At 39.0% G+C, this 14692-nt stretch carries 11 protein-coding genes; all 11 read right to left on the minus strand.

What is annotated here, in order from left to right; translation table 11 throughout:
* Positions 1 to 17: 17 nt before the first annotated feature.
* The 11 genes from murD to WKH56_RS02140 all read right to left on the minus strand — a co-directional run bounded on the left by murD (position 18) and on the right by WKH56_RS02140 (position 14674).
* Positions 18 to 1367: a UDP-N-acetylmuramoyl-L-alanine--D-glutamate ligase gene (gene murD, locus WKH56_RS02090; RefSeq protein WP_028411474.1), complete on the minus strand. Its 1350-nt coding sequence runs from the start codon at positions 1365 to 1367 to the stop codon at positions 18 to 20.
* Positions 1368 to 2342, minus strand: coding sequence for a phospho-N-acetylmuramoyl-pentapeptide-transferase (gene mraY, locus WKH56_RS02095; protein WP_013058961.1), 975 nt, complete (start codon positions 2340 to 2342; stop codon positions 1368 to 1370). It abuts the gene before it with no gap.
* 61 nt (positions 2343 to 2403) lie between these two features.
* A complete protein-coding gene (locus tag WKH56_RS02100; RefSeq protein WP_221832067.1) occupies positions 2404 to 3867 on the minus strand; it encodes a UDP-N-acetylmuramoyl-L-alanyl-D-glutamate--2,6-diaminopimelate ligase in 1464 nt (487 codons plus the stop codon).
* 211 nt (positions 3868 to 4078) lie between these two features.
* Positions 4079 to 5995 (minus strand): stage V sporulation protein D, encoded by a 1917-nt coding sequence (locus WKH56_RS02105; RefSeq protein WP_221832065.1) that lies wholly within the window; start codon positions 5993 to 5995, stop codon positions 4079 to 4081.
* A gap of 69 nt (positions 5996 to 6064) precedes the next feature.
* Entirely contained in the window at positions 6065 to 8323 is a 2259-nt protein-coding gene (locus WKH56_RS02110; protein ID WP_310884085.1) for a penicillin-binding protein, read from the minus strand.
* 5 nt (positions 8324 to 8328) lie between these two features.
* The gene (gene ftsL / locus WKH56_RS02115; protein ID WP_028410764.1) at positions 8329 to 8688 is read right to left on the minus strand and encodes a cell division protein FtsL; all 360 of its coding nucleotides are present in this window, start codon (positions 8686 to 8688) and stop codon (positions 8329 to 8331) included.
* Positions 8689 to 8721: 33 nt separating this feature from the next.
* Entirely contained in the window at positions 8722 to 9657 is a 936-nt protein-coding gene (gene rsmH, locus WKH56_RS02120; protein WP_028411477.1) for a 16S rRNA (cytosine(1402)-N(4))-methyltransferase RsmH, read from the minus strand.
* 334 nt (positions 9658 to 9991) lie between these two features.
* Positions 9992 to 11617 (minus strand): bacillithiol biosynthesis cysteine-adding enzyme BshC, encoded by a 1626-nt coding sequence (bshC, locus tag WKH56_RS02125; RefSeq protein ID WP_098112913.1) that lies wholly within the window; start codon positions 11615 to 11617, stop codon positions 9992 to 9994.
* 90 nt (positions 11618 to 11707) lie between these two features.
* The gene (locus tag WKH56_RS02130) at positions 11708 to 12091 is read right to left on the minus strand and encodes a DUF3397 domain-containing protein (RefSeq protein ID WP_013058968.1); all 384 of its coding nucleotides are present in this window, start codon (positions 12089 to 12091) and stop codon (positions 11708 to 11710) included.
* A 1-nt stretch (position 12092) separates the two neighbouring features.
* Positions 12093 to 12974, minus strand: a complete 882-nt coding sequence (locus WKH56_RS02135) for a 2-dehydropantoate 2-reductase (RefSeq protein ID WP_342834720.1) — start codon at positions 12972 to 12974, stop codon at positions 12093 to 12095.
* A 158-nt stretch (positions 12975 to 13132) separates the two neighbouring features.
* Positions 13133 to 14674 (minus strand): acyl-CoA carboxylase subunit beta, encoded by a 1542-nt coding sequence (locus WKH56_RS02140; protein WP_049166164.1) that lies wholly within the window; start codon positions 14672 to 14674, stop codon positions 13133 to 13135.
* Between the last annotated feature and the right edge of the window lie 18 nt (positions 14675 to 14692).

Raw genomic sequence — 14692 nt, forward strand, 5'->3', positions numbered from 1 at the left:
GGTGTTTAGACAAGCCCTTATTTCAGTTTATGCACAGATTCAATAAAGATGTCACCACGTTCTTCAAAAGTTTTAAATTGATCCCAGCTTGCACAAGCAGGAGATAATAAAATAACATCTTCTTCATCTGAACAAGCATATGCTTCTGAAACTGCTTGTTTAACATTATCGACACGTTTTACAATTTGTATTCCCTCTTCTTTGGCTACGCGTTCAATTTTAGGAGCCGTTTCACCAAACGTAATAACAGCTTTCACATTTTTAAACTCTTCTTTTAAATCATCAAACTCATTGCCGCGATCGAGTCCGCCTGCAAGTAGAATCGTCGGCTGTGAAAAAGCGGAAAGAGCTACTTTTGTAGCAAGCATATTTGTAGCTTTAGAGTCATTATAAAACTTACGTTTGTTGATTGTCGTGACATATTGAACGCGGTGTTTAACACCAGCAAACGTTGTGAGCACGGAGTAGATAGCTTCATTTGAACAGCCGTACAGCTTCACAACGGATACAGCTGCTAAAATATTTTCTTGATTATGTTTGCCTGGCAGCACCACATCTTTTAACGACATCACTTCTTCATCTTTAAAGAAAATCGTTTCGTTTTTAATATACGCTCCTTCTGTCGTTTGAGCTGTAACAGAAAAAGGTACTTTTGTCGCTTTAATATTTGCACTAGCTTTCATCACTAGCTCATCATCCGCATTAATAACGGCAAAGTCTTCACTTGTTTGATTGTTAAAGAGATTTGCTTTCGCTTTAATATATTCCTCTTTTGTACCATGATAGTCTAAGTGAGCATCAAACAAATTCAATAATAAAGAGATTTTCGGACGGAATTTTTCAATTCCCATCAGCTGAAAAGAAGAAAGCTCCGTTACAATTACATTGTCCTTTGTTGCTTTTTGCGCCACTTCACAAGCTACTGTTCCAATATTTCCAGCAATCAACGGCTGCTTTTGATCTTCTTCTAACATTTTATAAATGAGCGTTGTTGTTGTTGTCTTCCCATTGCTTCCCGTAATTCCGATAAAAGGAGCTTCGCTAATTTCATAAGCTAATTCTACCTCTGTTAAAATCGGAATATGTCGCTTTAATGCTTCTTGCAATAGAACATTTGAATACGGAATCCCAGGGTTTTTTACAATAACGTCCGCTTTGTCTAAAAGCTCAAGCGGATGATGTCCACAGACAACTTCAATGCCCGTTTTTTCTAATTCCTGTGCTGCTGCGTTCTCTTCGTACGGTTTTTGATCATTAACGACTACTTTAGCACCAAGCTGTTTAACTAACTGAGCGGCTGCTAAACCGCTCTTGGCTAATCCTAAAATAAGTACTTGTTTACCTTGATACGTATTGACTGATTTCATTTAAATCCACACCTCGATATAAATTCCAAGCATTGCAAATAATAGTCCTACAGCCCAAAAAGTCATAACTACGCGCCATTCCGACCAGCCGCTTAGCTCGTAATGGTGATGAAGCGGGCTCATTTTAAACACACGTTTTCCTGTTGTTTTGAAAGATGCGACTTGAATAATAACAGATAATGTTTCAATAACAAACACACCACCGATAATAACAAGCAAGAATTCCATTTTCATTAAGACAGCCACCGTAGCGATAGCTCCTCCTAGCGCTAAAGAACCCGTATCTCCCATAAACACTTTTGCAGGATGGGCGTTAAAAACTAAAAATCCTAACACAGCTCCTACTACAGCAACTGAGAAAATAGATAGTTCAAACTGCTCTGCATTCCAGGCGAGAACTGCAAATGCACCAAAAGCAATCGCACTTGTACCAGATACAAGTCCGTCTAATCCATCCGTTAAGTTGACCGCGTTTGAAAAACCAACAAGCCAGATGATGAGGAAAACAACATAAAACCAACCTAAATCGATTGGGTCTTTAATTCCTGGAATCGTCACTTCAGTTGAAAACTCAAACTGTCTTGCAATAAAGTAAAAAATAATTGAAATGACAACCTGACCTAAAAACTTTTGTTTAGATGTTAATCCAAGGTTACGCTTTAACACTACTTTTATAAAATCATCTAAAAATCCTAATAAACCAAATCCGATTGTGACAAATAATAATAGAAACGTCTTATATGTAAGTTCTGCATATTGATTGACCATAATAAGAGTTGCCACAATAATAGATAATAAAATCATGATACCGCCCATTGTAGGTGTACCTGATTTTTTTTGGTGAGATTTCGGGCCTTCATCACGAATACTTTGACCAAACTTTAATCTTCTTAAGAAGGGAATAAAAATCGGCGACAATACAACCGTAATCAAAAAGGCTACGCCGATTGTCAATAAAATTGATTGTTCTAGCACGATGCCCCCTCCTTAACTTCCAACTCATTCCGACTCATTTTGTTCTCTACCCATTTCATTACTACTTTCGCTCCTCAATCATTTTGCGTGCTACTTCTCGATCGTCAAAATCGAATACTTTTTTACCAATAATTTGATAGGTCTCGTGCCCTTTTCCAGCAATGACAATAACATCATCTGCATGCGCTGTTTCCACTGCATAGCGAATAGCTTCTGCACGATCAGCAATCGTCACATAGTTATCTGTATCCAAACCTTCTTCCATATCTTTTAAAATAGCCAATGGATCTTCACTTCGTGGATTATCAGATGTCAAAATAGCTTGTGTACTGTATTCAGCTGCAATCCGAGCCATGATTGGTCGTTTTGTACGATCTCGATCTCCGCCACAACCAACAATAACATATATATTGCGTTTTGCGAATTCTTTTACAGTTTTTAACACGTTCTCTAAGCTGTCCGGCGTGTGGGCATAATCCACGATAACCGTAAAATCTTGCTGCGCATCAACCACTTCAAAACGCCCAGACACACCTTCTAACACTTTTATTTCCTCGACAATAACTGACAGAGGGAGACCAGATACTAAACATGCAGCCGTAGCCGCTAATACGTTGTAGACGCTAAATTTCCCAATAAGCTTCATTTCTACAGAAACCGTTTCTGTCGGTGTTGTCAAATCGAACGTTGTGCCGCTGTTTGTAATTTGAATATTCGTTGCACGAATATCACTTTCACGTTCAATACCATACGTAATCACTGTAGCAGCCGTGTTTTTAATATATTCCTCGGTTGCCGCATCATCGACATTAAGAACAGCAAATTTAGGACGAGTATGGTTATAAGCATTTCCTAACTGTGCAAATAGCAACCCTTTCGCACGACGATAATCTTCCATTGTATGATGATAGTCGAGGTGATCTTGCGTTAAGTTACTAAATACCGCCACGTCAAAGTCACACCCGTGTACGCGTCCTAAGTCAAGCGCGTGAGATGATACTTCCATCATCGCTACTTCTACATTCTCTTCCACCATTTGATTAAATGTTTTTTGAAGAGTCAGCGATTCAGGCGTTGTGTTTTTCACATCATAAGACGTATCACCAATACGAATTTCAATCGTTCCAATTAGACCCGTCTTTTTATGCTGTGATTTAAAGATATGCTCAATTAAATGTGTAATCGTTGTTTTTCCATTTGTGCCTGTTACACCAATTAAATGCATTTTTTGTGTGGGCTGATTGTAGAAAGCATCCGCCAGCACTGCCATTGCTCGCTTTGTACTCTTCACGCGTACAACGGGCACTTCTACATCCACAGGCTTTTCTGCTAAGATTGCTACTGCCCCTTTTTCCACAGCCATCTGTGCAAAGCTATGACCATCAACCGTATAGCCGTCTATACAAATGAACAATGCTCCGGGCTTAACTTCTCTTGAATCCATTTCAATTGACGTAATATCAATATTCTGTTCAGGAAGCTGAACAAAATCATGTAAATGTGTTAGTAGTTCTCGTAAATCCATTCCTACCATGTCCTCTCTATTTGTAAAGTGAAACGTTTGTTATAAGACGCTATGGCAACTATTCTTCTTTTTCTAGCACCTAACCTATTACATTTTACAGAAAAAGAAGCCCGGAGGGAACACCCCCAAGGCTTATTTGTTGATTTCATGTTCACACGCAGCGTAACCTGCTGATTATCATGCAAGGAAGAATAATAGTTTATAGAGATTTTTATTTTCCCATATAAATTCTAACCGTTTCGCCTTCTTTAACTTTCGTTCCGGCTGCAGGAGACTGCTTGACCACTTTATCTCCTTCGCCACTCACATCTAATTTTAAATTAAGTAGCTGTTCTTGTAACTCTTTTTTTGACATTCCTACGACATTTGGTACTTTTATCATTGGTGTGTCCAGCCACGTTAACTCTTTTTCAATTTGTCCTTTACGCGGTTTAACGTCCATCACACGCAAACTGTCTTCAATCATTTTACCTACAATCGGAGCTGCTACCACTCCACCAAACTGAATGGTGCCCTTTGGATTATCAACCGCAACATACACGACAATTTCAGGGTTATCTGCTGGTGCAACACCGATAAAAGAAACGATGTGATTATTTTTTAAATACTTTCCATTTTGAGCTTTCTGCGCCGTACCCGTCTTTCCTCCAACGCGGTACCCTTCCACAAAAGCTCCTTTTCCGCTTCCTTGTGCGACTACACTTTCAAGAGCAAAACGCACTTGCTTAGACGTTTCCTCGGAAATAACTTTTCGCTTAGCAACCGGTTTATGACTGCTTACAACTTTTCCGGTAGTTGGATCCACCCACTCTTTTGCAATATAAGGTTCATAAAGCGTTCCACCGTTTACGGCTGCTGAAACAGCAGCTACTTGTTGAATAGGAGTAACAGCAACCCCTTGCCCAAAAGCTGTTGTAGCTTGTTCAACCGGCCCCACGCGCTCAAGCGGGAACAAAATTCCTTTTGCTTCCCCTTGTAAATCAATACCTGTTTTTTGACCAAAGCCAAATTCTTTAATGTATTTGAACAATTTCTCTTTTCCTAAACGTTCCCCAAGCTCCACAAAACCAGGGTTACATGAGTTCTGTACAACTTCTAAAAAAGACTGCTGTCCGTGTCCGCCTTTTTTCCAGCAGCGAAGTCTCGCTCCTCCAACTTCCGCGGCTCCATCATCGTAGAATTGATCTTTTAGTAAATCCACTTTCTTTTCTTCAAGAGCAGCTGCCAGTGTAATAATCTTAAACGTTGATCCGGGCTCATATACGCTCCAGATTGGAAGATTGCGATTATACACCTCAGGCTTCACATTTTTAAAATCCGTCGGATCAAAGCCCGGACGACTTGACATACCTAAAATTTCACCGTTTTTAGGATTCATGGCAATGGCTATCATACCATCTGGATTATAAGCTGTCTGAGCATTATCCAACTCACGCTCCATGATTGTTTGCACACGTGAATCAATGGTCAATCTCAAATCGAGCCCGTCCACAGGCGCTGTGTAGTCATCGGCTATATTGGGCATCTTTTTACCTTTAGCATCAGAATACAATTTAACTGAACCTTTTTGTCCTTTTAGCTCTTTATCATAATATAATTCAAGGCCCGTTAATCCTTGATTATCTACTCCCGCAAAGCCTAATACATGCGACAAATAACTTCCAAACGGATAGTACCGCTTCGAATCCTCAGCTATATATACGCCTTTTAAATTTAAATTTCGCACTTCATTTGCTTTCGCATGTGAAATTTTTCTTCCTTCAGGACGCAAATATACGCTAGAAGAAGCTTTTGTTATTTGTTCATATACTTTTTCTTTTGATGCTCCCAGCACTTTTGCTAACTTTTCAGCCGTAACAGCTGGATTTTCAACTTGTCTTGGCATAACTAAAACGGTCGGTGCACTTTTATTTGTAGCAAGTGCCACATCATTGCGATCTAGTATCTTTCCTCTTTCAGGTTCAAAAGGAATATTCCGACTCCATAAGTCTTTGGCTTTTTCAGTTAGCATATCCCCAGTCAGCAACTGTACATATCCAAGCCTTGTATCAATAATCAAAAACACAATAAAACCGACAAACAAAACAATGGCTAGCCTTTTACGAACTGTGACTCCTGATACCCGCATATATTAGAACCTCCTCTGAATCGGCTCGTTCCAATATATGCTTGTACAGGATTCACTAGAACTTATTTTCTAGTCAAGTTGCTTATCGTCTTTTTTACTATCAGATTCACTTTTTTCCGTTTCTTTTAACTTATTTAACGTGCTTGAAAATTCTTTAGGCGTTTCAAGTTCCACTTTCAGGTACGTGCCTGCTTTTAGCGGATCGCCTGCTTTAATACTTTGACTTACAACATAACCATTTTCAAGTGCGCTAGGTCGAACGTTGACAAATTCACTAAAGCGAATAACATCACGATGTGAAAAACCTGTTAAATCAGGCATTGTGGCTTTTCCATTTGTCTTAATGAACACGCGTTGACCAGTGACAATAGTATCAGAAGTAGGTGATTGGCTTTCTACCGTATCTCCTTTACCTATTACAACAGGAACAAGTCCTTTTTGTTTTAAGTCTTTCACGGTACTATCAACTGATTCATTAACGTAAGATTTAAGCTTGATTTCTGAATCCACTTTCTTTTCTTTCGTTTCTTTTCCGTCTTCATTCGTTTTTTGAGGCTCCACTCCTAAATACTGCAGACTATTTTTCATCACCGGATTAAATACAGCTGTAAGCGGCGCAGTACCCGTTTCTTGAGGCGTGAGAGTTGGATTTTTAACGGCTACATAGACAAGGAGCTTTGGATCCTTAGCAGGTGCAAAGCCCATAAAGGAAATGAAATTTTTTCCGTGTCCATGCAAGTAGCCTCCGGTAGGCCCAGGAATTTGAGCTGTTCCCGTCTTTCCAGCGACATCGTATCCTTCAATCGCGTAAGGTTTGCCTGTTCCATCATCAGAAGAAACAACGGTTTCTAAAATACCTAGCGTTTCGTTCGCTGCTTTTTTAGAAATAGGCTGGCCTACTACGGTAGGTTTTGTTTTCTTAATTGTTTTCTTATTTGTTTCATCGACTACTTGTTTAATCACGTAAGGCTTCATCATTTTCCCGTCATTCGCAATCGCAGTAGCCGCTTGAATTTCTTGAATAGGCGTAAAAGCAGACGCCTGTCCAAACGCAGTGGTTACGCGGTCTCTCGGGTACTTCGTCACTAACTTGCTAGAAGCTTCATTTGGCAAGTCAATTCCCGTCTTATCCATAAAGCCAAACTTGTCCAAGTATTTATACAAACGGTCGGTACCTAATTTTTCGTTGGCTAAAATGGCAACCGCTACATTTGAAGACCTTTGAATTCCTTCATTAAATGTAATAGCTCCCCAGCCGACTCCGCCGTTGTGATCGTTAATCGGAACGCTGTTTTTCGTTACTTTATAAGATCCCGACTGATAGCGGTCTTCGCCGTTATAAACGCCTGCATCAATCGCGGCTGCTAGCGTAAAGATTTTCATCGTTGAACCAAGCTCATAGCTGTTTTCAACAAACGGATTGCGATAAGAAGTGATATCACGAATATTTGGATCAAATGAAGGTCGGTTTGACATCGCCAAAATTTCACCGGTTTTCGGATTCACTACCGTTGCCATTAGCTCTTCTGGTTTATATTCTTTAGCTGCTGTTGTCATCGCATCTTCTAAAAACGTTTGAATTTTTTCATCAATCGTAAGCGTAACGCTGTCTCCGTTTTTAGGAGCTACAATTGACTCTTTTGGATCCGGAAGCTTAATTCCATTTTTAGCAGCTTCGTATTTTACATATCCATCTTCTTCAGAAAGCTGCTTATCAAATACTTTTTCAATTCCCATTTTCCCTACGATTTTACCCGTATCATCTTTTTGTGCATATCCTAAAATACTTGAGGCAAATACACCGTTTGGATAGAAGCGCTTCGAATCGCGTAAAAACGTGATGCCCGGGAGATTTAGCTTCTCAATTTTTTGCTTTAGCACGTTATCAATATCACGTCCGCCTGGGCCAAGTTCTACTTGGAAGGTACCACGTTTAATTCCTCTCGTTAACATGCTTTCAATTTTCGATTCGTCCATCTTCAACAATGGGGCTAATTTTTGAGCCGTTTTTTCTGGGTCTACCACATGTTGCGGGTGATCTTTATCTTTTGTTTGTTTTTTATCTAAAATCGCCACAACCGTATAAGCACCCGTGTCTTGGGCGATTGCTTCTCCATTTCGATCGTAAATCGTACCGCGCTGTCCTTCAATTTTAGACGTTCGCGTATGCTGTTTTTGTGCAATTTCGGCTAAAGCTTCTCCGTCTGCTTTGCCCGTCGCTTGGATGTAAAAGAACCTGATGGCTAATACAAAAAAGAGCAATGCAAATATTAAAATTAATATTGCTGCTCCTGTACTAATATTGCTATTTTTTCTTGGCGTAGTCATCGCAATTAATCGTTAACGACTTTTACGTTATTTTCATTCAATTTTAGTCCAAGTTCTTTTGCTTTTGTCCAAATACGATCGTATGCACTTAACTCTGTTACCTGTAATTTTAACTCATTGTTTTTTGCTTCTTGCTTGTCAATCTTTCCATCGAGTGATTGCACTTCTTCACTGATGCTATAAAGCGAAGATTGATTTGAAATGATTTGCACAGACCCAAACAGCATGAGTGCGACAAACCCAGAATACACAATTTTTTCACCAACCGTGATTTTTCTTTTTGTCTTTCGAACAACTTGACGTACCGTCTTTTGCTGCTTCTGCTGCTGGTCTTGCTCTCTTACTTTGTATGCTGCATTGTTCATTCTCGTCCCCTCCTCTTTGATTAAACCCTTTTATTAGACTAATTTCTCAACAATTCGAAGCTTTGCCGAACGCGCGCGCTTATTTTCTTCTACCTCTTCTTCTGAAGGTAAAATAGGTTTTCTTGTAATGACTTTCATTTTAGGTTTAAATTCTTCTGGAATAACCGGCAGTCCATGAGGAAGCTGCGGAACCGTGCTTGCATTTTTAAACGCTACTTTACAAATTCGGTCTTCAAGTGAATGGAAGGTAATAACACTTACACGTCCACCTTTTTTGATTACATCCATGGCCTGTTCAATTGCATCTTCAAATACTTGAAGCTCATCATTTACAGCAATTCGAATAGCCTGGAAAATCCGTTTTGCCGGATGTCCACCCGTTCGTCTAGCTGGCGCTGGAATACCATCTTTAATAAGATCAACCAGCTCTAGCGTTGTTTCAATTGGTTTAGACTCTCGATATGCCTCAATTTTGCGGGCAATTTGTTTCGAAAACTTTTCTTCTCCATATTGGAAAAAGATTTTTACAAGTTTTTCATAAGGCCATTCATTTACTACGTTGTACGCAGAAAACTTTGAGTTTTGATCCATGCGCATATCAAGCGGGGCCTCATGATGAAAGCTGAACCCTCGCTCTGGTGTATCCAACTGAGGAGACGAGACGCCTAGGTCAAACAATACTCCATCTACTTCTTCAATTCCATGTTTCATTAGCTGCTCTTTTAAATAGCGAAAATTACTTTTGATTAGAATAACTCTGTCTAGATACGGGGCTAATTTTTCTTTTGCATTTTCAAGAGCAACATCGTCTTGATCAAACGCAATTAATTTCCCTTTTTCTGATAGCTGTTTTACGATATATTCACTATGACCTGCTCCGCCAAGCGTGCAGTCGACATATACTCCATCCGGCTTAATATTTAAGCCTTCCGCTGCTTCTTTAAGCAAAACAGTTGTGTGATTAAACATTATGACACCTACTTCTTTCTAAACTACTTAGTTATGTATACAAAAAGCAAAAAACGGTGTTTTTCTTTGATATATATACACGTTTATATTATATATCAAAGTTCAACATTATTTCAGCTATTTATATAAGAATTAAGTAGAATTTTGTCTTTTTGTCACAAATAGTGTCATTTTGTTAAAAGTAGGACATATTCGTAGAATAAAATGTAAGGAATATAAGGTTTTTTTGTGTAATTAGAAATAAATACCTTATAAGGATCCAATTGGCTGACATTCACCTTGTAAACTTGTTCTCTTTTCCAAAATAAAAATCCTGCTTTTCAGCAGGATTTTATTAGACATAATAGACTTTTAACTGGTGATTTAATTCGACTTCAGCACTTAGTAAATCTGACACAAATTGCATACCATAGCCGTTTAAATAATACATAATATTCCACATGCGTTCTTGTGGAGCATTGTAGGGACGAAGAGCAAGTTCAATTTGAGCATATTTTGAATGCTTCACATCGTGCTTAATGAGCTGTTTGGATTCGACAATCTTTTGAATGGTTTCAAACTGCTTTTGAATAATCGCTCGATTTTTAAGCATGACTTCATCAAATGTTTTGTCTTCTTTTTGAATATTTTCACGAAGAGTTTTATGAATTTTTTCAAAATCTTCTTTCGCTTTTTCAAAATACATTTCGTACGGGTTGTGAACTTCTGTCTTAAGCCAGTGCTCCCTCTCTGCATCTACGCCTTTGTTAATGACATTCGAAAGGTCTAACTGAAGTTCATCCATATACTTCTCGATATGTCTTTCTACGATTGCATAGGATAACCTCGGAACCACGGGAGGCATTTTAAAGCTAAATAAAGAAAATGCTTTTTCAAGCTCTGCCCAATACGCTACTTCCCCTGGACCTGCAATAAACGCAAGGGTAGGAAGTAAGTACTCCTGCATAAGGGGTCTAGTCACAACGTTATTACTAAGAAGCTCTGGCGTTTGTTTAGCAATTTGAACCAGCTCTTCTTTAGACAGCGCGAGTTCATTTTGCTTTCCAACAAACTGCTCTTGCTCTGCGTCTCTTTCTAAAAGTACTCTGTTTTCGTTGTGTGAATAAAAGAGATGGGCCGTTTCTTCTCCCACTTCAATCATTCGTCCGTATTGTTTTTGAATCTCTGTTTGCTGTTCCACAACGGCTGACGATAATTTGTCATTTTGTTCAATTAACGTCACAAAGAAAGAAGATTCAATGCTGCGCACTTCTTTAGAAGCTGCATCCATTAAAATAAGACCTGACTCTGCAAACAATGTGGTAACCAAATGAGCAAAGAAATCGACATAGGTACGTGATTTATCTAACGCCTCTAAAACAAAGTGTAACACCTGATTTGTATGCGCCGTTTCGTTAAACGTTTGAAAAACATCACGAACCCAGCTTCTACAGGCTTCATGATCTAATTCGATTTGAGAAACCATTTGCTTTTTCTTTAAAGAATGCTTTAACGTTTTCTTTAAAAGCTGGTTTTTATGCTCTGTGTATACATGGTTGATCTCAGCAAAATCATGATCTTCTCCAGCAATCCAAAATACCGGAAGCACGGGCACGTTTAGAGCTGCCTCTTGTTGTTTAGCTAGCAGCACAATTGAAATCACTTTATGAATGGTGTACAAAGGACCCGTAAGCAGCCCCGCTTGCTGACCTCCAACGACCACTACGCTGTTAGGATCTTTTAGCTTTTCAATATTTTCAATCGTCTTAGAAGATGCTCCGTAGCGCTTATTAAAATCAAGCAGATACTCAGCAAGCTGTTCTCTTGGATAAGACTGCTTTTGAACGTCCGCTAAACGTTTTTCATATACGTCTTTTTCGTGTATATTATAATGAAAAAAGGAAAGTGCTTGCTTTTCACCTTTTATGTAATCGTTCGTTAGTTTGTTTCCCGCCTTTAAAGAGACGTCTGTAATCTCCATGAAAGAACTTCCTTTCTTTTCCTAATACTTATATTCTCTACATATAGCTTCATTATCCATAATGTAACTGCTCACGTCTAGTAACATGCTTTACAGAGAGGAAATACGAAAAGCGATTCCACCTATATTTAACACAATATGTGCAATAAGAAACAAAACGAAATTCATCCGAAAGAACCCTTTCGCAATAAGCTTCATTTCTAAGTCATGTTTGACTTTCCAATGTACAAACATCATAATCATTGCCACAACTAAAAGGACTAACGCAATCAACCACAAAAAAGAGTGCCCGAAAATTTCCACAGCTGCATAATGCACGGACAAAATAAGAAAAACCGTAGTAATGTACGTTGCTATGTGGACAGATTTCCTTTTATTTTTCGTCAGTTTGCGTAAAAGCATGTATAGAATAAAAAAACCGACGAGCGGCAGAGTGACAAACGTCGCAAAAACGCCAGCAATAAAACTTCCCATGTTACTCACCCTTTTCTTCTTCGATTCCTTTTATTGACCTATATAAAAAGTCAACAATAGGCGTCGACGTTCTTTTTTCAGCAGCTTGTGTTTGGATATAACCTAAGATAGCATCAATCTCGGTTTGCCGCCCCTCCTGTATATCTTTTAGCATAGAAGATTGATTGGTACTCGTGCGCGAACAAACCCCCAGCGCATTTTCCCAATAATTAAAAGCTGAATCTAGTTTTAATACATCCGCAATCTCTTCAAACAATAGACGCATCGTTTTATAAAAATAGCTGTTGTGAATCAGCTGCCCATTTTTCACGCGATACAGCGCCGTAAGAGGATTAATGAGCGCATTTACAACTAATTTCTTCACCAGCATCGCATACCAATCTTTTTCAATTACCCAAGGAAAATTCACAATTGGTAAGATAGACTCCATTTCTCCTCTGTACGAAGCAATACGGGTTGTTCCTATTCCTGTATGATGGATGCTATCCATATTTGTACGCATTGCCCCATGTTCAACTGTACCCAAATAGAGAGTGCGCTGCGGGAGGTTTTTGAGAATTTCAATATGGCTCATACCGTTTTGGATAAACAAAAGGGGAGTATGTATAGTAAGGGTTTTAATAAAAGGAATAATCTCTTTTAAATGATACTGTTTTACAGTAATAATGATTAAATCTGCTTCTTTTATGTTTTTTTCCAGAGGGATAGCACTGACTTTTTTCGTGTGATGTTCCCCTTGTCTATGTAAGGTAATTCCATTTTCGTTAATACACTTTGCTTGAGTTGGTGTTTTCGTGTACAAGGTTACATCATAACAATCTGATAAATACGCGCTAAACAACAGACCTAATGATCCGCCTCCAATAATACCTATAGTTTTCATCGTATTTTTTGTTCCTCTTTCTATTATTGAGTTTCATTTTAGCAAAAAAATGCTTTGAATTAAATGCATTCTTTAAATTTTACCTATTCATATAGCCCGTGTGATTAAAAATCACCGGGCTTATTGTAAATTATTTAGAGTGATCCCGTTTTTTTCTATTATACGGGATACACCGGATGTTTACGACGGCTAAAGGTCACATTCTTTGTTTCATATAAGCGAAAGCGGTCAATTAACGTTCGACGCAGTTCGTTAGCAGGAACGATGTCGTCAATAATAAGTTCAGATGCCAGCGTATAGATATCGATGTGTTCTTTATACTCTTGCTGTTTCTGTTTAACAAACATGAACCGCTCTTTCGGATCTTCAATTTCATTAATTTTATTAGAATAGACGGCATTTACTGCAGCTTCAGGACCCATTACGGCAATTTGAGCAGTAGGCAATGCAATGCAGCAATCTGGTTCAAAAGCCGGACCAGCCATAGCGTAAAGCCCTGCGCCATAAGCTTTACGCATGACTACGGAAATTTTAGGAACTGTAGCTGAACTCATCGCTGCAATTAATTTGGCTCCATGTCTAATGATGCCAGCTCTTTCTACTTTGGTTCCAATCATAAATCCAGGCACGTCAGCTAAAAACAGCAAAGGAATATGGAATGCATCGCACAATTGAATAAATTTTGCGCCTTTATCTGCTGAATCTACAAACAGCACTCCCCCTTTAACTTTTGGCTGATTAGCAACAATCCCTACTACTTTTCCATCTATTCGTGCAAGCCCTGTTACCAATTCGGCGGCAAACAGTTTTTTTATTTCAAAAAAGCTCCCCTCGTCAATAAGGGTATCAATTGCTTCATAGATATCAAATGGAACATTTTGATTCTCCGGAATTAGTTCTATTAAATCTTTTGTCTGCTTAGGCTCTTTAGCTTTTTGTACTTTAGGCTTCTCTTGATAGTTTTGTGGAAAGTACGTTAAATAAGATTTGGCATACGAAATAGCTTCTTCTTCAGAATAAGCCAGCACATCCCCGCACCCGCTAACGCTGCAGTGCATATGTGCTCCTCCCATTTCTTCTAGCGTAACCTTTTCTCCAATAACGGCTTCCGCCATACGCGGCGACCCTAAGTACATAGAAGCGTTCCCATCTACCATCACAACAATATCACAAAATGCAGGGATATAAGCCCCTCCAGCTGCTGACGGACCGAAAAGCAAACAAATTTGAGGAATGACGCCGGAAAGTTTTACTTGATTGTGAAAGATCCTTCCAGCTCCTCGGCGGTTTGGAAACATATCTAATTGATCCGTAATACGCGCTCCAGCAGAATCCACTAGGTACAGTAAAGGCACATGCAGTTTTTCTGCAACTTCTTGAATCCGAATAATTTTTTCTACTGTTCTAGCTCCCCAAGACCCTGCTTTTACAGTAGAATCATTAGCCATTACACAAACCGTTTCACCGTTTACTTTTCCAATCGCAGTTACAACACCGTCTGCCGGCAACCCTTCGGCTTTATTATTTGCAAACATGCCGTCTTCTTCATATTTCCCGTCATCGAATAAAAGGGCTAAACGATCTCTTACAAAAAGCTTCTGTTGTTTTGCAAGTTTCTCTTTGTACTTTTCAGCGTTGCCCCGCTCTACTTTTTGACGGTTTTCATCATATTTTTTCTGAGATTCACCTGTATGTATCATGATATCTCCCCTTTATGA

It is taken from the genome of Priestia sp. SB1 (assembly GCF_038898415.1).